Origin of the sequence: Vibrio sp. STUT-A16 (genome assembly GCF_026000495.1) — a bacterium.
In the GTDB taxonomy this organism is placed as follows: Bacteria; Pseudomonadota; Gammaproteobacteria; order Enterobacterales; family Vibrionaceae; genus Vibrio; species Vibrio diabolicus.
In genome coordinates, this window is the sequence record NZ_AP026765.1 from 1,858,796 (window position 1) to 1,879,595 (window position 20,800).

General features: G+C 43.4%; 18 protein-coding genes. 11 read left to right on the top strand and 7 right to left on the bottom strand.

The features are described 5' to 3' along the window. Nucleotides 1–73: 73 nt before the first annotated feature. Nucleotides 74–1,426 carry a hypothetical protein gene (locus tag OO778_RS09035; protein WP_006743263.1) on the top strand — a complete coding sequence of 451 codons (1,353 nt, stop codon included), beginning with the start codon at nt 74–76 and terminating at the stop codon, nt 1,424–1,426. A gap of 28 nt (nt 1,427–1,454) precedes the next feature. Here the strand turns inward: OO778_RS09035 and OO778_RS09040 are convergent, their stop codons facing one another. Next, a complete protein-coding gene (locus OO778_RS09040) occupies nt 1,455–1,952 on the bottom strand; it encodes a DUF4442 domain-containing protein (RefSeq protein WP_005396564.1) in 498 nt (165 codons plus the stop codon). Nucleotides 1,953–2,326: 374 nt separating this feature from the next. Between OO778_RS09040 and OO778_RS09045 the strand changes: the two genes are divergently transcribed. Continuing rightward, nucleotides 2,327–3,385, top strand: a complete 1,059-nt coding sequence (locus tag OO778_RS09045; RefSeq protein WP_006743262.1) for a 3-deoxy-7-phosphoheptulonate synthase — start codon at nt 2,327–2,329, stop codon at nt 3,383–3,385. Nucleotides 3,386–3,406: 21 nt separating this feature from the next. Then, entirely contained in the window at nt 3,407–3,889 is a 483-nt protein-coding gene (locus tag OO778_RS09050; protein ID WP_258487277.1) for a YajQ family cyclic di-GMP-binding protein, read from the top strand. 103 nt (nt 3,890–3,992) lie between these two features. Here the strand turns inward: OO778_RS09050 and OO778_RS09055 are convergent, their stop codons facing one another. Continuing rightward, entirely contained in the window at nt 3,993–4,913 is a 921-nt protein-coding gene (locus OO778_RS09055) for a bifunctional precorrin-2 dehydrogenase/sirohydrochlorin ferrochelatase (RefSeq protein WP_258487279.1), read from the bottom strand. Nucleotides 4,914–5,373: 460 nt separating this feature from the next. Here OO778_RS09055 and OO778_RS09060 point away from each other — a divergent pair, with 460 nt between their 5' ends. Next, entirely contained in the window at nt 5,374–6,402 is a 1,029-nt protein-coding gene (locus OO778_RS09060; protein WP_005396567.1) for an amino acid ABC transporter substrate-binding protein, read from the top strand. Between the two features lie 6 nt (nt 6,403–6,408). Here OO778_RS09060 and OO778_RS09065 read toward each other — a convergent pair whose 3' ends face one another. Further along, nucleotides 6,409–6,549 carry a hypothetical protein gene (locus OO778_RS09065; RefSeq protein WP_005396568.1) on the bottom strand — a complete coding sequence of 47 codons (141 nt, stop codon included), beginning with the start codon at nt 6,547–6,549 and terminating at the stop codon, nt 6,409–6,411. 71 nt (nt 6,550–6,620) lie between these two features. Between OO778_RS09065 and OO778_RS09070 the strand changes: the two genes are divergently transcribed. From OO778_RS09070 to OO778_RS09085, 4 genes are all read left to right on the top strand, one after another. After that, complete coding sequence (locus OO778_RS09070; RefSeq protein ID WP_258487280.1) at nt 6,621–7,826, top strand: amino acid ABC transporter permease; 1,206 nt, start codon at nt 6,621–6,623, stop codon at nt 7,824–7,826. Nucleotide 7,827: 1 nt separating this feature from the next. Further along, nucleotides 7,828–8,925: an amino acid ABC transporter permease gene (locus tag OO778_RS09075; RefSeq protein WP_012841798.1), complete on the top strand. Its 1,098-nt coding sequence runs from the start codon at nt 7,828–7,830 to the stop codon at nt 8,923–8,925. A 23-nt stretch (nt 8,926–8,948) separates the two neighbouring features. Next, nucleotides 8,949–9,698, top strand: a complete 750-nt coding sequence (locus tag OO778_RS09080) for an amino acid ABC transporter ATP-binding protein (protein WP_005377400.1) — start codon at nt 8,949–8,951, stop codon at nt 9,696–9,698. Nucleotides 9,699–9,948: 250 nt separating this feature from the next. After that, nucleotides 9,949–10,611, top strand: a complete 663-nt coding sequence (locus tag OO778_RS09085) for a Bax inhibitor-1/YccA family protein (RefSeq protein WP_005396571.1) — start codon at nt 9,949–9,951, stop codon at nt 10,609–10,611. Nucleotides 10,612–10,687: 76 nt separating this feature from the next. Here OO778_RS09085 and OO778_RS09090 read toward each other — a convergent pair whose 3' ends face one another. Together OO778_RS09090 and OO778_RS09095 are read right to left on the bottom strand one after the other, a co-directional pair. Further along, nucleotides 10,688–11,062, bottom strand: coding sequence for a chromosome partitioning protein ParB (locus tag OO778_RS09090; protein WP_104969430.1), 375 nt, complete (start codon nt 11,060–11,062; stop codon nt 10,688–10,690). A gap of 241 nt (nt 11,063–11,303) precedes the next feature. After that, nucleotides 11,304–11,630: a hypothetical protein gene (locus OO778_RS09095; protein WP_104969429.1), complete on the bottom strand. Its 327-nt coding sequence runs from the start codon at nt 11,628–11,630 to the stop codon at nt 11,304–11,306. 395 nt (nt 11,631–12,025) lie between these two features. Here OO778_RS09095 and OO778_RS09100 point away from each other — a divergent pair, with 395 nt between their 5' ends. Further along, nucleotides 12,026–12,355, top strand: coding sequence for a TusE/DsrC/DsvC family sulfur relay protein (locus OO778_RS09100; protein ID WP_005377396.1), 330 nt, complete (start codon nt 12,026–12,028; stop codon nt 12,353–12,355). A 3-nt stretch (nt 12,356–12,358) separates the two neighbouring features. Here OO778_RS09100 and yccX read toward each other — a convergent pair whose 3' ends face one another. Next, nucleotides 12,359–12,631 (bottom strand): acylphosphatase, encoded by a 273-nt coding sequence (yccX, locus tag OO778_RS09105; RefSeq protein ID WP_176319437.1) that lies wholly within the window; start codon nt 12,629–12,631, stop codon nt 12,359–12,361. Between the two features lie 90 nt (nt 12,632–12,721). On the opposite strand from yccX, the gene OO778_RS09110 reads away from it, so the two are divergent. Both OO778_RS09110 and OO778_RS09115 read left to right on the top strand, forming a co-directional pair. Then, entirely contained in the window at nt 12,722–14,125 is a 1,404-nt protein-coding gene (locus tag OO778_RS09110) for a methyl-accepting chemotaxis protein (RefSeq protein WP_264909302.1), read from the top strand. Nucleotides 14,126–14,287: 162 nt separating this feature from the next. Continuing rightward, nucleotides 14,288–15,481 carry a class I SAM-dependent methyltransferase gene (locus OO778_RS09115; protein ID WP_167713295.1) on the top strand — a complete coding sequence of 398 codons (1,194 nt, stop codon included), beginning with the start codon at nt 14,288–14,290 and terminating at the stop codon, nt 15,479–15,481. Nucleotides 15,482–15,557: 76 nt separating this feature from the next. On the opposite strand, the gene OO778_RS09120 is transcribed toward OO778_RS09115, so the two are convergent. After that, a complete protein-coding gene (locus tag OO778_RS09120) occupies nt 15,558–20,543 on the bottom strand; it encodes a Calx-beta domain-containing protein (protein WP_264909305.1) in 4,986 nt (1,661 codons plus the stop codon). Nucleotides 20,544–20,800 lie beyond the last annotated feature (257 nt).

A 20,800-nucleotide genomic window follows, 5' to 3' on the forward strand; every position in this document is an offset into this window, starting at 1 on the left:
TTAGCACTTTTATGCTTACCTGCTCAACAGTACGCATAAGTTAAGAATGCTTTAACAAAGTCAGGAGCTTTCTTTGGTCACCGTCGATAAACAAGACTCAATAACATTAAAAATCAGTCATGCACTCGCAAAGAGCAAAAGTGTCGACCTAGATATTTACTTTTTTATACCTGGTGAGCTTGGTTTAAACGCCGATATCATCAGTGAATCCGAATTTTATTACACTTCAATCACACAGCAACGCTCTTATTACAGTACTGAAATCCTTCTACCGCTAGTACACAGTCGACTTGCCAAACGTGGACGCCTGTCGAATCAACAATACCGAGTAAGTTTGAGTTTGTTCGCGTACCAATACGTTATTGCGCTAGACAAAGCGGTGGCAAGTTTAAACAAGCATCAGAACAACTCCGTAACGGAAGATGAAGTAGACGAAGTTATCGAGCTCACGCTTGAGATCTTAAAGCGCTTGCGACGTTCTATTCCTTATGAAGAGAACTTAAAACGGTACTACGTTAACATCGATAACTACCTGTCTTGGTATACCGAGCAGAAGTTTTTATCTCTAGTGGCTCATCTCCCGCGTGAAGGCGATTATGGCACGATTAAGAAACGCTTGATCACGCTCTGTGAAAAAGAGCAAGCCCATCGAAAACTCAACAAGTACAACTCTCCAAGAGTCGTTGAAGACGTTACTCGCCTATCTAACAAAATGCGCTTGCTAAGACGCTTGATTGAACACCCTATCGTGCTTCGTGAAGAAACCATATCAATGGGTAACAACATCAAGCGTGCTATCAAAGGTATTGCTACTGGCTTGGTGATGGTTGTCGTGACCTCAACCGTGATTCTCGCTCGCGATTACCTTGGGGAAATTTCCGCGTCCTTCATTATCGCGATGTCATTTATTTATGCTCTACGAGAAATCTTTAAAGATGATTTGCGCGATGCGATGTGGCGATGGATCCGTAAAGGCAAGCCAAAGTGGCGTAAGAAGTATGTTGATCCAACAACGAAAAAAGTGGTCGGCAGAAAATTAGAGTGGCTCGATTATCGTACGTTAAGTAGCTTGCCAGATAAGATTCAAAGAATACGTAAGAAGCGCGTCGTGCAGCGCGAAGAGCAGATACTTCATTATCACGAGAAAACCGAAATGGCGACCTCTCTATTCTTGAGTGGTTATGAGCAAACAAGAGAAACACTGAACATCAGTTTGCGCCCTATCATCCGCTTGATGGATAAAAGCTCAAACCGAGTTTATCGTTTAAATGAAGGGCAAGTGACCAAAGAGTCAGTAGAGAAACGTCATTTGCTCAATGTGATTGTCAAAGAGGACAACCACACAGATGAGCCTGTTTATTATCGTTGGAAAGTGGTCTTAAACCGCTCCAAAATCGTCTCGATTGAGCAGATTGAACTCAATTAAAGCGATATTCTTTAAAAACAGCAAACCACTAAGCAGCCTCTTTTCTTTGTTGGGCTGCTTTTTTTATCGAAAGAGTCAACGAGAATTCAGCCATAGGTTCGTCACCATGTAAGCTAGGACACAACGCGACGATTTTTACATCGCGATTCACTCGTTCACCCGTTGCCAACGTATGATCGAGCATCTCATCAATGACATGACCATCGTTACACACAAAGTGTACATCCGCTTCCGGACGTTTTAAAAACTCGGCTTTGACGCCTTTAAATGCTAAAGAGATCGCTTCTCCTTTTTCTTGCGCCTTGCTCATAGCAAGAAAACCACCAGCTACATCCGCCCCAACCGCTAAAGCGCCGAAATACATGCTATTCAAATGGTTCTTTGTTCTTCTTCGCAAAGGGATTCGAACCTCAACGTGTTCGCTATCTATCGCAATGATCTTAGGGTGACAAAGCCAAATCAGAGGCACTTTAGAAAAGCCAAATAGATTTAGGTACAAATTTGCACGACGTACAGCTGATAACATTTTGGTCTCCTTACCAATCTAGTCAGACCAGTTAATCAACGAAAGAAATAGATGTCAAAGAAATGTTAACAAAAGCTCGATCTCACGAGTTATTTAGCCACTAATTTAGTGACATTGTCACACAGATAAACATGAGGTTTGCCGCAGTTATCTTGATTGCCTAACGGTGAGATAGATGAAATGGTTATAAATTCAAATGTATATATATTGATTTAATGATCAAGTTTTGTCATTTATACATAAGTCATTTAAATGAATACCTACACCTTTGTATACAATTCGGTATTTCCTGGCGAAGATTCCCGTGAAACGGTTTATTCCTGCCTGTAATTCCGTTATCTTTACCCCTTCGCAATAGAGAATAAAGCTATAACATGCCTATAAAAACAGATGAATTGAGAACCCAACCTTTGGGTCCAATGCCTACCCCAGCAGAGCTAGGTAGTGTACATCCTATTACGGATGACGTTGCAGACCGTATCGCTCAATCTCGTCGTCAGATTGAAAACATTTTATCGGGTGAAGACGATCGCCTTCTTGCGATTGTAGGTCCGTGTTCTGTTCACGACACTGAAGCTGCCATTGATTACGCCACTCGCCTGAGTGAAATCCAAGACAAGTACAAAGACGAACTGTTTATCGTGATGCGTACTTACTTTGAAAAGCCTCGTACAGTAGTTGGTTGGAAAGGTTTAATTACCGACCCTAACCTAGATGGCTCTTACGCGCTTGAAGCTGGTCTCCATAAAGCACGTAAACTACTACTGGATATCAACAAGCTTGGTCTTGCGACTGCTACTGAGTTTCTTGATATGATTACGGGTCAATACATCGCGGATTTGATCACGTGGGGCGCGATCGGTGCTCGTACAACAGAATCGCAAATTCACCGTGAAATGGCATCGGCGCTGTCTTGCCCAGTTGGTTTCAAAAATGGCACAAATGGCAACGTAAAAATTGCAATTGATGCAATTCGCGCATCGAAAGCCTCGCATTACTTCTACTCTCCAGATAAGAATGGCCGCATGACGGTTTACCGTACAAGTGGTAACCCATATGGTCATATTATTTTACGCGGCGGAGAGAAAGGCCCTAACTTTGATGAAGCGTCAGTAAAACAAGCGTGTGATGCTCTAGCCGAGTTTGGCTTGCCACAACGTTTGGTTGTGGATTTCAGCCACGCAAACTGTCAGAAGCAGCACAGAAAACAAATCGACGTTGCTCAAGACATTTGTAACCAAATTAAGTCAGGCAGTACTCGTATTGCGGGTATCATGGCTGAAAGCTTTATTCTTGAAGGCAATCAGCCAATGACTGACATCAACAACCTAACGTATGGTCAATCTATTACAGACCCATGCCTAGGCTGGGAAGATACTGCTACAATGCTAGATATGCTGGCAAACGCCGTTAAATCCCGAAAGTCCCTATAACAAAATAATCAAGGAATCTTCATGCCATCGTTTGATATTGTTTCTGAAATCGATACGGTTGAACTACGTAACGCCGTTGATAATGCTAACCGTGAATTGTCTACTCGTTTCGATTTCCGCAACGTTAATGCGAGCTTTGAGCTAGTAGAAGAAAACGTAAAAATGTCTGCGGAAGGTGACTTCCAACTTAAGCAAATGCGCGATATTTTACGTGGCCACTTGGCAAAGCGTAATATTGATGCAAACGCAATGGATGCACAGGACCCAGATGTAACTGGTAAGAACTGGCACCAAACTCTGCTTTTCCGCCAAGGTATCGATACACCAACAGCCAAAAAAGTAGTGAAACTTATCAAAGACGCAAAGTTAAAAGTACAAGCCTCTATTCAAGGCGACAAGGTACGTGTTACTGGTAAGAAACGTGATGACCTGCAAGCGACAATGGCAGCGATTCGTGAAGCAGAGATGGGCTTACCATTCCAGTTTAACAACTTCCGTGATTAATCTGTCTGAGAAGTAACTTAGTTTAAAAACGCCAGCGCATAGTTCGCTGGCGTTTTTGTTGGCCTTTTAATCGAGCAAGCCAAGTGCCCACTTTTTAACGTGGTTATATCACCAAGTCCTGCCCTTGCAGCAATAAGAACTCGCTCGTCCCTTTAGGGATAAACACGCAAACTCGAAGCTTTTCAGATTTAGCCTTGGTCAACATATCAGAGAGTTCAGCTGCGCTGGAGAAAGCTTCTCGCTCTGCATCTCTTCGTATTAGCTCTAACACGTTCGCTTCGCATCGAGTTGAGTAAAGTGCTAGCTCGGTTTGTTGCATGTAGCGCACGGCCTTAATTGGCAACATCTCAACGTCTTTCCCTACCTGTACCCAAGTACAACTTCCCTTTTCATCCAAAGGTGTTGCCATGGTCGCTTGGTAAATCGTTTCTAACTCTCTATTATCTCTCGCGTTTTCAACCTCAGGATTCGAGAAGAATTGCTCCCAAAACTTACGACGTAAATCGACGCTAGGTAGTGCTTCTTTAATCGAATTACGCTTTGAGTTAGCAAAGTCCGCCATCAACCCCATGTTTTGTGGCAGTATCGATTCAAGCTTTTCACGGATGTTGCGAATTAAAACTGGTGAGGCGCCGCCACTAGAAATAGCAATTTGTATGCGGCCACGATTGATCATAGAGGGCGTAATGAAATCACAATAAGGCTTATCATCAACAACGTTCACTAGGATGCCTAATTCTTTCGCATCTTTATACACTTGGTGATTTAGCTCAGGATTATCTGTCGTGGCCCACACTTGAACAAAGTTTTTAGTGACAATGTCACTTGAATAGAAACGTTGTATCCAACGCACTTGATGCTCTGCAGCAAGCTTAGAGAGAAAATCGACCAACGTTGGAGAAACGATAGTGACATCCGCCCCTGCCTTTAGCAAAGCTTCCACCTTTCTGCTTGCCACTTCACCGCCGCCTACGACAAGAACGGGTTTATTGATTAAATCTAAGAACAGAGGAAAATATCGCATTTCAATCCATGATTACCCTAATTAGCTGTTGCAGACCATGCTACCAAAAATGGGGCAAGCTCATCACCCTGTTTCGGTATCACAAATAATTTTTGTTCGAATTTTTACTGAACTTCACCAAGCTCAGCTAATGACAGTTTTAATAACAACTTTTTATTCTCTTGTATTGTTCACTCTTCTATTGATTGTTCTGATGCACCAAATTGTCCATGATTTGCACTATTTACAAACAATTAACATTTCGTCATTCTAAATCTCAAGGCGCTTTGTAAGTTCTCTCAAAACTTCATTTAAATTATATATTTGAGAATTAACAGATCCTTTCCTACGCTTATAACTGGTTGATCTATCGAATACCGTTTCTTCGAAAATCAATCACGTAGGACGATAACTCTAACGAATTGGACACGTTATTTCAGGTCACTCCTGATTAAACATGGATCATACAGGAAGGATACAAATGGCAAATAAACTCACAGTTCTTGCTTCCGTCGTAGCGGCTTCTACTGCGATGATGGCAACATCAGCTCAAGCAGCAGACACTACTCTGGACAAAGTCACAAAACAAGGTTTTCTTACTTGTGGCGTAAGTACCGGTCTACCTGGTTTCTCTAACCCTAACTCAAAAGGTGAATGGGAAGGTATCGACGTAGAATATTGCCAAGCACTGGCTGCAGCCGTTCTTGGGGATAAAACGAAAGTTAAATATGTACCCCTAACCGCGAAAGAACGTTTCACTGCGCTTCAATCAGGTGAGATTGATGTGCTTTCTCGTAACACCACCTGGACACTGCATCGTGATACTGCACTTGGCCTCAACTTCGTAGGGGTAAACTACTACGATGGTCAAGGCTTCATGGTGAAGAAAGATCTTGGCATCTCAAGCGCAAAAGAGCTTGATGGTGCATCAGTTTGCGTACAGTCCGGTACAACAACTGAGCTTAACCTTGCTGACTACTTCCGTAACAGCGGTATGTCATACAAGCCGGTCGTATTTGATACGGCAGCCCAAACGTCAAAAGGTTTCGATGCAGGACGTTGTGATGTGTTAACGACTGACCAATCTGGTCTTTATGCATTGCGCCTGAACCTGAAAGATCCCTCTTCTGCAGCCGTTCTTCCGGAAATCATTTCTAAAGAACCACTAGGTCCCGTCGTTCGTCAAGGTGATGACCAATGGTTCAACATTGCGAAGTGGACATTATCAGCAATGATTAACGCCGAAGAGTATGGTATTAGTTCGAAAAATGCGGATGAAATGCTGAAATCGAAAGATCCAAACATCAAACGTATTCTTGGTGTTGACGGTCCGAAAGGCAAAGGTTTGGGTATTCGTGATGACTGGGGCTACCAAGTTATCAAGCAAGTCGGTAACTATGGTGAAAGCTTCGAACGCACAGTCGGTACTGGTTCGCCGTTAGAAATTTCTCGTGGCGTTAATGCGCTATGGAATGCAGGCGGCTTTATGTACGCGCCACCAATCCGATAGAACGAGTTAATCAGGGCGGTTCATGCCGCCCTTTTTCTTGATTTTATCCATCTGTATGAGTAAGGACCGCTCATTGAATGGCAAGAAGTATTCGCTTAGATAGGCTATTTCAACTCGAATATCGCCGTTTAGCTCTGGTGAAAACATGCTTCGACCAGCAAGGACGTGACTATTTATACAGGCAGATATCTATAACTAAGGTTTGAGGTTATCGCTGTATGAAACCGACAAAAGATGCATCGCCAAGTACGATGTCCAAACCGAGCGGAAGCAAGAGCTTGATTTATAATCCCGCCTTTCGTTCTGCTATTTTCCAGATCATTGCCATAGCTGCACTGGTATTTTTCTTTTACACGATTATAAATAATGCACTGAACAACTTAGATGCTCGTGGGATCGCTACGGGTTTCGGTTTTTTAAATCAAGAAGCCGGGTTTGGTATCGGGCTGACGCTAATTGAATACGATGAAACGTACTCTTACGGCAGAACGTTTATTATTGGCCTTCTTAATACGGCGCTGGTCTCCGTATTAGGTATTATTCTGGCTACCGTGATTGGTTTTACAATGGGGGTCGCTCGCCTTTCTTCTAACTGGTTAGTGAGTCGCTTGGCTGCTGTTTATATCGAAACGTTCCGAAATATCCCACTTCTTCTACAAATATTTTTCTGGTATTTCGCTGTTCTTCAAGCATTACCCTCACCTCGTCAAAGCTTGAGCCTTGGCGAAGCCATCTTCTTGAATGTTCGTGGTTTATATTTTCCAGCACCAGACATGGAGCCAGGCAGTGGCTTTGTTATTGCTTCATTAATCTTCGGGGTGATCGCCAGCTTGCTGATTAATGTATGGGCGAATAACAAGCAACGCCTAACTGGGCAACAAACGCCAATGGGAAGAATAGCTTTAGGCTTAGTCGTTGGCCTTCCGCTGATTGTCTACTTCCTTGCTGGTATGCCAATTTCACTAAATTATCCTGAACTGAAAGGGTTTAACTTCCAAGGTGGTATTAGCATTATTCCTGAACTTGCCGCACTACTTTTGGCATTGAGCGTTTATACCGCCTCCTTCATTGCCGAAATTGTACGTTCTGGTATTAATGCGGTTAGCCATGGTCAAACGGAAGCGGCGATGTCGCTGGGCTTACCACGCGCGAAAACTTTAAAGCTTGTTGTCATTCCGCAAGCGTTACGAATTATTATTCCACCTTTAACCAGTCAATATCTCAACCTCACCAAAAACTCATCGTTAGCGATGGCGATTGGTTATCCAGATCTTGTCTCTGTCTTTGCTGGTACTACCCTGAACCAAACTGGGCAAGCGATTGAGATCATTGCGATGACGATGGGCGTGTACTTAACCTTAAGTTTGATTACGTCTGCATTAATGAACTTGTATAACCGTAAAGTCGCGCTGGTGGAGAGATAATATGAGTACTCATCAATTTCAACCGGATCTCCCGCCACCAGCCAATACCGTCGGCTTTGTTGGTTGGATGCGGAAAAACCTATTTAATGGACCTGTCAATTCCATTGTTACCGTAATTCTTGCTTATCTTGTCTTTAGTGCAATTTGGCATATCGTTGATTGGGCGTTTATCAACGCGGACTGGATTGGTTCGACGCGTGACGACTGCAGCCGAGAAGGTGCTTGCTGGGTATTTATCAGCGTGCGCTGGGAGCAGTTCATGTACGGTTTCTATCCTGAGTCTGAACTGTGGCGCCCTCGCCTTTTCTACATCACATTGGCTATATTTACTGTGTTGCTAGCGTATGAAAAGACACCGAAACGGATTTGGATTTGGCTTTTCTTCGTAAACATCTACCCATTCATTATCGCTGGGCTGTTATACGGTGGGATATTTGGGCTAGAAGTGGTCGATACACACAAATGGGGCGGATTACTCGTTACGCTCATCATTGCGTTAGTCGGTATTGTCGTTTCATTACCGATTGGTGTGGTACTCGCGCTCGGTAGACGTTCAGAGATGCCCATCATTCGCAGTATTTGTACCGTCTATATTGAAGTTTGGCGTGGTGTGCCACTGATTACCGTTCTGTTCATGGCTTCCGTTATGCTGCCTTTGTTTATGTCCGAAGGATCAGAGACAGACAAACTTATTCGCGCTCTTATTGGTGTGGTGATGTTTGCCTCGGCGTACATGGCCGAAGTGGTACGGGGCGGCTTACAAGCGATTCCAAAAGGCCAATATGAGGCTGCCGACGCACTTGGGTTAAGTTACTGGAAAAAAACAGGGCTTATTATCTTGCCGCAAGCGCTGAAGATTACGATCCCTTCTATCGTGAACACGTTTATCGGATTGTTTAAAGACACCAGTTTGGTTCTTATCATTGGTATGTTTGACGTACTAGGTATAGGACAAGCAGCAAACACCGACCCTGACTGGCTAGGCTTTGCTACTGAAAGTTATGTATTTGTCGCGTTGGTGTTTTGGGTATTTTGTTTTGGCATGTCGCGTTATTCGATATGGCTTGAAAACAAACTTCATACCGGTCACAAACGATAACTCATCAAGCTCAAGGACGTATTATGACGCAACAACAAGACTATATGATCCAATTGAAGGACATGAATAAATGGTATGGTGAGTTTCACGTACTAAAAAATATTAACCTCGATGTTAAGCGCGGGGAAAAAATCGTAATCTGTGGCCCATCAGGGTCAGGAAAATCAACGATGATTCGCTGTATTAACCGCCTCGAAGAGCACCAAGCTGGCAGTATTTATGTTTCCGGTACGGAATTAACTGAAGATTTGAAAAATATTGAAGCCGTGCGCCGTGAAGTGGGCATGTGCTTTCAGCACTTTAATCTCTTCCCTCATTTAACCGTACTGGAAAACTGTACGCTCGCGCCTATTTGGGTGAAGAAGATGCCTAAAGATGAGGCAGAAGCGGTCGCGATGAAATATCTGGAACGCGTTAAAATTCCGGACCAAGCAGAGAAATATCCTGGTCAGTTGTCTGGTGGTCAGCAACAACGCGTGGCGATTGCTCGCTCTTTGTGTATGAACCCTAAAGTCATGCTTTTTGATGAACCAACATCAGCACTTGATCCGGAGATGGTTCGCGAAGTGTTGGATGTAATGGTCGAGCTCGCCGAGGAAGGCATGACCATGCTCTGTGTGACACATGAAATGGGCTTTGCGAAAGAGGTTGCCGATCGCGTGATATTTATGGACGCAGGAGAGATCATCGAAGAGAACAACCCTGTTGATTTCTTTGAAAACCCTCAGTCAGATCGAACTCAAAATTTCCTAGCGCAAATCTTACATCACTAAGATCTTTTGCAATTGGCATAATAAAAGCACTGATTTCAATGAAGTCAGTGCTTTTTGTTAGTAAATTCAAAATTCTGTGTGACAATCACTATGACTTTGCTCTGCAGTAATATTGTGTTACAAGTTGTCAAATACATAACATCTTATTTCTATTATTATTTTATCTAAGTTACGCATGGTTAGGGCTTGATTTTTTGAACTTTCAATCCCATAAATGTACTTAAAAGAAAGTCTCTTATCGAGGAAGATTATGAACAGTCCAATGTTTACCCGCACTTCAACACAAGAAAGTGCTCTACAAACAAACAAAGTGTTGCGTAATACTTACGCACTACTTTCAATGACGCTTTTATGGTCGGCAGTCGTTGCTGGCGTAGCAATGGCATTTAACCTGCCACATCCAGGAATCATCCTAATGTTGGTTGGTTTCTACGGCCTGTTATTCTTAACAGAGAAAAACCGTAACAACAGCCTTGGCCTTGTGTTTACGTTCTTATTCACTGGTTTCTTAGGCTACACTATTGGTCCAATCTTAAACATGTACATCGGTGCTGGGATGGGCGATATCGTATTAACCGCTCTAGGTGGTACGGCGCTATCTTTCATGGCGGCATCAGCTTATGCACTAACAACAAAACGTGACCTATCTATGATGGGCGGCTTGATGCTATCGCTGTTTGTTGTGCTTGTTGTGGGTATGATTGCAAGCTTCTTTATTCAATCAACCATTTTACACTTGGCGTTGAGCAGCTTGTTTATCATTTTCTCTACGATGGCGATCCTGATGACAACACAAAGCATTATTCGTGGCGGTGAAACAAACTACATCTCTGCGACAGTGACTTTGTATGTATCAATCTACAACATCTTCATCAGCCTACTAAGCATTCTAGGTATTATGAACGACGATTAATCGTTCGCTCTAAGGTGAATACTAAAAGCCCGAAGGTAACTCCTTCGGGCTTTTTCTTTGTTAGTGGTTAAGTGCATTACGCCTGTTCGACTGCTAACTCGATAACTTCATCAGCCTCAGGATTTTCTCTAAAACGTCTCACTTTAATCGTATCTTCACCCAACATGATTTGCTTGGCGATTCGATGCATACCATCAAAAACGCGGTAATCATTGGTTAAAATTACGGGATACGACAAATCGGCATTGTTGATGCGTTGGCAATGCTTCGCGATCTCACGACAGGTTGGCTGTGGTCCATCATCACTAAACCAGGTCACTTCATTAGGGCCTTTGATATCATCAATAGCAATTTCTTCTACAGGTAGGGACTCCGCGAGATCCCAAATACGCTCGATAGACCAAATGGATTTTATGTTGTCATTTATTTCAATGTAACGTTGTTTCGACATGACTAACTCCTTGTCATCGTTATTGTTTACAACCTGAATGTAGGTTGCTTATCAACCAAGAGAATATCGGTCTATAAGAGCAAACACAACGTCGTAAGCTATTCACTCGCATATAAAATTGCACTTATTAGACATCTAATTCAAACAAATTCTTCGATAAAACTGCTCTGCCATCTATATCCAGTTAGTAAGCTCAACTGGCAATTTTGTATTTAGGTGTTTTATTTAAGGAAAACTGATCTTAAGCTCGTAGTCGCTCATCAACTGATAACAAAATGCAAAATACTCCAAACGCAATCCACCAGTAACTGAACATCTTGAGCGCAGGTAACCAGACGAGTGATTCCTCAGCGACACTAAATAGCCTATATGCTGATATTGCTGGCGTCAGTAGCATGGCTCCCCAACTCACAAAAAGGAGTGGTCCGTAAAAGTAACGCAGCCAAGCATATTTCTTTTTTAAAGGTTTATGTTGTACAGCTCCCATCAAACAGAGAAAAGAGAATATCGTAAAGCTGGCTTGCAACAACGCCCATCCAATTGAAACTAAAAGATCCGACCATTCCATATCCGGTTTAATAGCTCCCAGTCATTATTAAACCCTCAAAAACATAACGATTCTTTAAAATTTATTCTCTTGATTTTAACCTTGTTTACGCTCGTTGTGATTGACCTATCTAAAACGGCCAATTTAACTGACAAACCAATCACAAATTGAGACGTTTGTGTATATCTATGCAAATTCCCGAGTACTCACCCCGAAAAATTTCTAACAAACTGAATAGTTTCCTATTTATTTGAATAAAAGAGCATTTGTATCAAAGCACCTGGCTCAGTCAAAAAGCACTCACCATTTTGTACGCTTTTGCTTCGCTCGGCACTACTTCGAGATTCTTTTGTTGAGAACATCCTCACCTGTCGCTAATCTATAAACATCCATGTTCACTTAACGGATAAAACGTTATGTTCGTTTACAACGGCAAAGAAATTGAAACTGATGCTCAAGGCTACTTACTGGATCATACTCAATGGGAAGAAGGTATGATTGAGCTTTTAGCAAAAGAAGAAGACATCGAGCTTACGGATGCTCATTTGGAAGTTGTGCACTTTGTGCGAGATTTTTATGAAGAGTTTAATACTTCCCCTGCTGTGCGTATGCTTGTCAAAGCAATGGAAAAAGCGCACGGCCCAGAAAAAGGTAACAGTAAGTATCTATTCAAGCTGTTTAAAAAGGGGCCAGCCAAACAAGCGACTAAATTAGCCGGCCTACCAAAGCCAGCTAAATGCTTGTAGAATTTACAAAATCTTAAAACCGCGCAACGGCTTATATGACGCAGACTCCTGTATCACACTCTCTACTGTTGCCGTTCGCGGGCCTTCTTTCAACCACTCGGAAAACGCAACTATTTGTGCGTCTGTTCCACACGCCATCACTTCAACATCACCATCGTTTAGGTTCTTCGCGTAACCCGTCAAACCCAGTTTCAATCCTTGATGGGAAGTATGGTAACGAAAGCCGACGCCTTGAACGTGACCTTTTACTATAAATCTCTCACACTTTACGTTCATCTTTGTACCGCTTCTTTTTACTGAGTGATATATTCTTTTCGTCTATTCACCCCACTAAGGATAGTGGGTTTTTGCACGGTTATTATAATTATGAAAGAAATTCCATTCCGCTGGATTGATAAGTATCTCATTCACTTAAAGATTCAAGAAAAGTTCTATTTGCTCTTCGTTCTCCCTCTTCTTGCTTTAGTCATTCTCACTCTCGTCCTTAATAGCGCGGCTAATACGTTGATCTCAAGTATGTACCAAGAAGAGCTCATGCTTATGAAAGGTCTGATAGAGGCAGGCAACCTTTCTCAATCGCAAGTAGCAAACCTCATAGCTGGTTCAGAAACCGTTTCTCTTGGCTCTGGTCCGCAATCCGTGTCTGTTCTAAATGGTGCGTACAGCTTGGTTGCAAACCATGAACTTTCTCTATGGACTGCCCTATCAACGACTCAAGTGAGCATCATCTGTGTGAGCTTGTTTATTCTCGCGCTTGGCGTTTACTACATCATGACGTTTATCGGCGGCGCAATGTTCACGATGAATAAAGCATTAAACACCCTAGCGGATGGTGACCTAACCGCGAGAATGAACTTCTTCCCAGTTCGCGACGAGTTTAGTGAAATTGCTATTACGATAGACAAAGTTGCAGAACGAGAGCAACAAATGGTGCTGTCGATTCAAGAGTCTGTGGCGTTAATGCAACAAATTAGCTCAGACCTGAATCAATCAATTCATCACAGTTCAGATATTTCTGCGACGCAACAAGAGCACCTCAACTCTCTTGCGAGTGCAACGGAACAGATGGCATCAACGATTCGAGAAGTCGCGACATTAGCTCACGATTCAAGCGCGCAAACCGATGATGCGCGCAGCGTGGCTCAGTCTGGACAAGTAAAAGTAGAGAATACGCTTCACTCGATTTCGAACCTCTCTAATGAGATTCAATCTGCGTCTCAAGCAGTAGCGGAGTTAGATGCCAATGCCGCACAAATTGATGAAGTCGTGACAACCATTAATGGGATTTCCGAGCAAACTAACCTACTTGCATTGAACGCAGCCATTGAAGCAGCACGCGCTGGTGAGCAAGGTCGTGGATTTGCGGTCGTTGCGGATGAGGTTCGCGCTCTTGCGGGACGCACTCAGCAAGCGACGGTTGAAATCCAAACGATGATCGAATCATTACAGTGTAACAGTCAATCACTTACTAAACTGATGGAAGTGACTGTCAACAATGCAAATGAGGGACAAAACCTCATGACGGAAGTGAATCACGAAATCGGCTCTTTGGCAGATAAAAATCAAACTATCTCCGACAGTAGCATTCAAATTGCAACAGCGGCTGAAGAACAAGGTGTAGTCGCTGACAATATCGCCTCAAGCGTTGAAGAGATTCGAGTTCAAGCAGATAACGTGTGCAATATGATCAGCACGACTTCACAAAACGTGGATCAACTGCGTAAGCAAAGCGACACCATGGAGTCGCTCCTTACTGGACTTAAAGCGTAGCAACGTAATCTGTTACGACCAGTTCAAATAAAAGGGTTACTTTAGTGACCCTTTTTTGTATTTAAAAGTCACTACAATGTACTGGATTGCCGAGGGATATTGCTTTTACCATTCACATCCCGGACAATACGCCCCTTTCAAAATTCAACAAGAGCTAATGAAATGACAGCTGCTATCTATTTGGTTAAAGGTCGTGAGAAATCGGTCAAGCGCAAGCACCCTTGGATCTTCTCTCGAGGCATCAACAAAGTTGAGGGCGAACCCGCTCTTGGCGAAACGGTTGATGTATTCACTCACGACGGTAAATGGTTAGCTAAAGCGGCATATTCGCCAGCTTCACAAATTCGTGCTCGTATTTGGAGTTTTGATAAAGAAGAAATCGACACCGCGTTTTTCGTAAAACGATTAAAAGACGCACAACTTCTTCGTGAAGACATTATCGAACGTGATGGCCTTACGGGTTACCGCCTTATCGCGGCAGAGTCTGATGGTATGCCAGGCGTTACGATTGACCGTTACCAAAACTTCTTTGTGTGTCAACTTCTCAGTGCTGGCGCAGAACACAATAAACAGGCCATTGTTGATGCTCTAGTTGAGTGCTTCCCTGATTGTAATGTGTACGAGCGTTCTGACGTCGCGGTACGTAAGAAAGAGGGTTTGAAAGAAGCCACTGGTGTACTGCACGGCGAAGAGCCACCTAAATCGGTCGTCATCGAAGAAAATGGCGTAAAAATTAGTGTAGATATCGTTGGCGGTCATAAAACAGGTTTCTACCTAGATCAACGTGATAGTCGCCAGCAAGCGATGAAATATGTGAAAGGCAAGGAAGTTCTTAACTGCTTCTCTTACACAGGTGGCTTCGGACTTTACGCTCTGAAAGGTGATGCAAAGCGTGTGATAAACGCTGACGTATCACAACCTGCTCTAGACACTGCGAAGTTCAACGCAGAACTGAATGAATTTGATATCTCGAAGAAGCGCGCCGTGTTCCTAAACGCAGACGTGTTTAAACTGCTTCGTGAGTATCGTGACCAAGGAACTCAGTTCGATGTAGTTATCATGGATCCACCTAAGTTTGCAGACAGTAAAGCCCAACTAAACGGCGCATGTCGTGGTTACAAAGACATCAACATGTTAGCAATGCAAATCCTAAAACCTGGCGGTACGCTACTGACCTATTCGTGCTCTGGCTTAATGGATCAAGTTTTGTTCCAGAAAATCATTGCTGACGCAGCCTTAGATGCTAACCGCCAAGTAAAGTTTGTGGAGCGCTTTGAACAAGCTGCTGACCACCCAACCGATACAGCATACCCGGAAGGTTTCTACCTGAAAGGTTTTGCATGTAAAGTTCTGTAATCACAGTGTTAGTTTACCGTATTATTAAATAAAAAACGGAGCGAAAAAACGCTCCGTTTTTTTTATTTTTGGCCATTTATTCTCGTAATTGCTCGAGATTAGAAATCAGACTATTGGCAATATCGGCTGCAGAGGTACCATCAAAGTTAACCTCTAGCTGTTGTCCATCTTTGTTGATGGTCAACGTCGAGTTACCTCCACTTTCAGTCACTTCAACGGAAATGTCATCCACACTGCCGTGATAATCGCCCGAGCCGAGATCATCAAGTAATGTGGAAATATCAGTACCACTCATATCATCAAATACATCGGTAAAATCGAGCTGATCCCCGTCACTGAAATCCGTCACGGTGTCAGTTGCGGATTGCATCTCTGTCCACTTGAAGATGTCATCACCTCCGCCACCAGTCAAAATATCATTACCTAGACCACCAATTAGAATATCATTGCCATCGGTGCCTACAAGAACATCATCTTGGTCTGTTCCCATGATGATATTAGGCTCTTGCTGTAACGAAGCAGTCTGTGTACCGAAAGCGGTCACTGTTTCAAAAGAGACATTGTTAAAATCAATATCAACGGTTGCAGTGGTATCGCTTTCTAAACCATCTGAGTCTATCGCTTTGTAATCAAACGAGTCGTTTACATTATTAAAACTTGTAATCTGAGTACCAACTAGAGTAAAGCTGGCTTTATCACTTGAACTGTCTGTTTCAGGGAACAAGCGAATCTCATCAAAACTGCCATTACTTAGCGATACGTCAGCGTAACCTTCTTGATTACCAGTAAATACGATGTCACTGGTGTGTATGGTTTGTATATCAACAAGAGTATCGCCCATATAAAAGTATGCTTGAATCCAAGCGCCGCCACTGTTAAACCTATCATTCAAGCTTGCTAGGTTTAACCTTGCTTCTTTAGCTTCAAGCCCTTCATCTAATTCAATTGCAATGAACTCACTCGTACTAATTTCATCCCCTTGGCCAGTTTCGCCCGGTGACACTACAACTAAACCTACCTGCTGAGAGGCAAAGTCAACCTTGATTTGAGCATTATTGACAAAGTCACCATTACCATCAATGGTTCCTCCAAAGAAACTTAAACCGTTAACATCGACTGAATCGGCAATGAAGTCTTTAGAAAATTCATCGAGTAAATCTTGGGAATCAAAGCTTTGCTCATCAAAGAAATCTTCCGTTAGTGCATATCTGACTTCCGTAGTTTCTGGAATCACATCACCAATGTCCAATATGACTTCATTGTTCTGATCATCCAAGTAATAGAGATAGCCATAGTCTGGAAGCGTCGTGACACAGATGCTCGTTTCTTTATCATCTTGAAGATCAAAGTCATCTTCAAAGTCTTGCGCATGTGGTGCAAAGTCAATTAAAGCGTCTCCTCCCACACTAAGGTCAACCGAAATGCCAAAGTCTTCTACTGTCGGAGGTGTATTGTCATCATCAATAATCGTACCAAGGCCTGACGCTGCAGGTGATTGCCCTTGAATCGAACCAGTTAAAACAAAGTTTTCTGAAGATTCATAAATCTGGTCTTCAACAGTGTTTACCGTAACACTAAAGTTAGTATCACTCGCAGGTACGGAGACATTAAACGTTCCATCAGGGTTTACCGCAATAACTTCCGTCGTGTTGTCAGCATAAGTAATGGTCACACTCGTAGCGTTAAAATCATCTCCAGCGACAGCGGTTCCGTCTAAGAGAGACATACTAACCATAATCGCAACCGCACTTGCATTACTCAGTGTAACGTTAAATTTCGCATCGTTACCTTCCACCACTTGAATATCCGTAATTTCAGTGACAGTTGGTATGTCTGCATTATCGTTAATCGTTACGGTACCGACAGCAGCAGTTGTTTGCACAGTAGTGGCACCGGATAATGTAAAGTTCTCATCACCCTCATAAATATCATCGTTTAACGTCACCATAGTAACGCTAAATGTTGTGTCTAACGCTGGTACAATGACATCAAACGTACCATCTGGGTTCACTGAAATAACATCGGTACTACTATCAGCGTAGGTAACGGTTACCGTCGTATTTGTATAATCCGAACCTCCTTCAGCTGTCCCATTTGCTAATGTCATATTAACAACGGTGTTTGTGGTACTTGCATTGCTTAAAGTGACTTCAAGCGTTGCCAGCTCACCTTCACTAACTATGGCATCCGTAATCGCTGCTACAGTCGGGCGGTCATCATCAGGATCTGGTCCTGGGCCACTACCATCATCAACAATAGTACCGGTACCAATCACAGAACCAACTTGGTTATCAGTGTTACCTGATAACGTAAAGGTTTCAGGTCCTTCGAATAAGTCATCATCTGTTGTACTTACAGAAACACTATAAGTCGTATCATTTGCGGGCACATCGACAATAAAGCTGCCATCTGGATTCACCGTAACGACTTCTATGCCGCCACTCTCATAAGTAATTGTTACTGAAGTATCGGTGTAATCCACACCGCCTTCTGCTGATCCGTCAGTCAGCATCATATTGACAGTGGTGTTGGTGGTGCTTTCATTACTCAACGTTACATCTAGTGTTGCAATATCACCTTCGTTTACCGTTGTAGAGGTAATCGCTGCCACTGTTGGGCGATCGTCATCTGGATCAGGTCCTGGCCCCGAACCATCATCAAGAAGAGTCCCTGTACCCATTGCAGATGTAATTTGAGTGGCAGTTTTACCCGAGAGTGTTAAAGTCTCTGCGCCTTCGAATAGGTCATCATCAATAGTATTGACTGTGACGCTGAATGAGACGTCGTTCGCGGGAACTGAAACATCAAATGTCCCGTTTGCGTTGACAGTAATGACATCTGTTGAGTTATCCGCATAGGTAACTGTAACCAATGTATTGATGTAGTCTATGCCCCCCTCTGCGCTACCATCAGCGAGCACCATATTGACCAAACTTTCACTATCACTAGGGTTACTTAAAGTAACATCAAAAATGATAGGTTCACCTTCATTAACCACTTCACTAGAAATAGAGGCAACGCTGACTGTATCGTTATCAAGAATCGTTACCGTGCCTATAACCGGAGTTGTTTGTATCTCGGTCTGTCCAATTAATGTGAAATTTTCATCGCTTTCGAACAGCTCATCGTCGGTGGTACTTATCACAACGTCAAAGGTCATATCACCAGCTGGTACGGACACATTAAATGTACCATCAGGGTTCACAGGGATAACGTCTGATGAACTATCTGCATAGGTAACAGTAACAGACGATTTGGTGTAATCTACCCCTCCCTCTGCTGTGCCATCATTAAGTGTCAGATTAACGAGAGTATCCGTAGTGCTTAGGTTACTCAAAGTGACAACCAACGTAGCAGACTCACCTTCGTTTACGGTTGTATCACTAATTGCCGCAACAACCGGACGGTCATCATCCGGATCAGGTCCTGGACCACTGCCGTCATCCACTATCGTCGCCGTCCCCGTATCACTGCCTTGTACTGCGCCAATACCGGTCACCGTCACACTGAAATCTTCAGGGCCTTCATAAACGGCGTCATCAATAGAAGCAATGCGCACATCAAATTCGGTCTGTCCGGCAGATACGGTCACCACGCCATCGTTTGGCACTGCAACCCAACCACTTCCCGTGTTGTATTCTAAGGTACCTAAGTCACCGGCTTCGGTATCGCCGAGATTAAGACCCAACTCCACTTGCGTTTCCGCTTCAGAGGCGTTCGATAACGTCACTTTGAAGTTAGCTGTTTCACCTTCATTAATGGTGCCAGCATCCGTAATAGTCACGCTTGGACGGTCATCATCGGGATCTGGTCCTGGACCACTGCCGTCATCCACAATCGTAGCTGTACCCGTATCGCTGCCTTGTACCGCCCCAATGCCAGTCACCGTCACACTGAAATCTTCAGGACCTTCATAAACGGCGTCATCAATAGAAGCAATGCGCACATCAAATTCGGTCTGTCCGGCTGGCACCATTACCACACCATCGTTTGGTACTGTGAACCAACCACTTCCCGTGCTGTATTCCAAGATGCCTAAATCTCCGGCTTCGGTATCGCCTAAGTTGAGACTTAGTTCGACCTCAACATCTGTAGCTGATGGATTCGATAAAGACACTTTAAAGCTGGCTAACTCACCTTCATTAATCGTCCCTGCATCGCTCACCGTTACCGTTGGACGATCATCATCAGGACTTAAACCAGGCCCACTACCATCATCAACAATGGTTGCAATCCCAGTTGCAGGTGTACTTTGTTCTTCTGTGTTGCCAGAAAGCGTAAATGTTTCTGGGCCTTCGAATATAGAGTCATCTATAGAGTCGAGAGAAACCGTAAACCCACTTTCACCTAATGGGACCGAGACTGTAAAAGTACCATTATCATCAACTGAGATGTCTTCTGTTGTGCCATCGGAAAATGTTATGAGAACACGCTCATTAACGTAGTCACTTCCGCTCTCGTCAGTTGAACCGCCACTTGCGGTGCCATCAAGTAGCGACAAAGTGACATCAGTATTGTCCTCTGTTGCTTGGTTTAAAGTAATATCGAATACAACCTGATCACCTTCGTTGATAGTCGGACTAGATATTTCTTGAACAATTATCGTTGCAGGAACGGGAATTGCTGTTGGTTCTGGTGGTTGTATTTGGAAAATATCGAGTAGCGTCTCTACCTGAGTACTTGAAAATCCTGTTCCGTCAGTTCCCACTGTCTCAAAATTGGTACTGGCGAGTAATTCAGCACCTGTGCGAGCTATAGCTCCCGTATTCTGTGGGCTAGACCCGTTTCCTTCACCTGCAGCAGGCTCAAACTCTTCACCCAGCTCAGTCGGGTCTTCCCCACTAGCAATTGCTTCAATTAACGCTGTGATATCATCAGTTACGTTTATCGAACTTCCTTGTGGTGTCACCTGCTCGATCACAAGCTCAGAAGTATCTGATACCTCATCAATTATTAACTCTCCTGGTTGAGGTAGTTGTCCCTCTTCTAGGGTCCTGATTTCCCCATCCAGCCCGATAACCACGATGTTGCCCATCAATGAGCTCAAAGTTACTCGATCCATATCTACCTCGCCCCACTTCAAACCAAGTCAAAAGTTTGTCACCTCTACATTTACGTCTATAGTTTAGTCAAAATCATCATATTTTCGTTGTATGTGTAGCTTGTAGGACGTTTGATAACTCTAGGGGCAGAGTTACAAAAAAGCGCAGAGTGACACAGGCCGTGAAACGCTATGATATTAAGAATTCAAGCTTTTCTCCGAGCTAAACTTGCTATGTTGCTAAGCAACATTCGACATATGTGCTAAGGTTTTAAAAG

Bases quoted from the DNA above. Each gene is read 5' to 3' on its own strand.
- OO778_RS09040 (WP_005396564.1), bottom strand. From the start codon at position 1,952: ATGTTATCAGCTGTACGTCGTGCAAATTTGTACCTAAATCTATTTGGC.
- OO778_RS09045 (WP_006743262.1), top strand. From the start codon at position 2,327: ATGCCTATAAAAACAGATGAATTGAGAACCCAACCTTTGGGTCCAATG.
- OO778_RS09050 (WP_258487277.1), top strand. From the start codon at position 3,407: ATGCCATCGTTTGATATTGTTTCTGAAATCGATACGGTTGAACTACGT.
- OO778_RS09055 (WP_258487279.1), bottom strand. From the start codon at position 4,913: ATGCGATATTTTCCTCTGTTCTTAGATTTAATCAATAAACCCGTTCTT.
- OO778_RS09060 (WP_005396567.1), top strand. From the start codon at position 5,374: ATGGCAAATAAACTCACAGTTCTTGCTTCCGTCGTAGCGGCTTCTACT.
- OO778_RS09065 (WP_005396568.1), bottom strand. From the start codon at position 6,549: ATGTTTTCACCAGAGCTAAACGGCGATATTCGAGTTGAAATAGCCTAT.
- OO778_RS09070 (WP_258487280.1), top strand. From the start codon at position 6,621: ATGAAACCGACAAAAGATGCATCGCCAAGTACGATGTCCAAACCGAGC.
- OO778_RS09075 (WP_012841798.1), top strand. From the start codon at position 7,828: ATGAGTACTCATCAATTTCAACCGGATCTCCCGCCACCAGCCAATACC.
- OO778_RS09080 (WP_005377400.1), top strand. From the start codon at position 8,949: ATGACGCAACAACAAGACTATATGATCCAATTGAAGGACATGAATAAA.
- OO778_RS09085 (WP_005396571.1), top strand. From the start codon at position 9,949: ATGAACAGTCCAATGTTTACCCGCACTTCAACACAAGAAAGTGCTCTA.
- OO778_RS09090 (WP_104969430.1), bottom strand. From the start codon at position 11,062: ATGTCGAAACAACGTTACATTGAAATAAATGACAACATAAAATCCATT.
- OO778_RS09095 (WP_104969429.1), bottom strand. From the start codon at position 11,630: ATGGAATGGTCGGATCTTTTAGTTTCAATTGGATGGGCGTTGTTGCAA.
- OO778_RS09100 (WP_005377396.1), top strand. From the start codon at position 12,026: ATGTTCGTTTACAACGGCAAAGAAATTGAAACTGATGCTCAAGGCTAC.
- yccX (WP_176319437.1), bottom strand. From the start codon at position 12,631: ATGAACGTAAAGTGTGAGAGATTTATAGTAAAAGGTCACGTTCAAGGC.
- OO778_RS09110 (WP_264909302.1), top strand. From the start codon at position 12,722: ATGAAAGAAATTCCATTCCGCTGGATTGATAAGTATCTCATTCACTTA.
- OO778_RS09115 (WP_167713295.1), top strand. From the start codon at position 14,288: ATGACAGCTGCTATCTATTTGGTTAAAGGTCGTGAGAAATCGGTCAAG.
- OO778_RS09120 (WP_264909305.1), bottom strand. From the start codon at position 20,543: ATGGATCGAGTAACTTTGAGCTCATTGATGGGCAACATCGTGGTTATC.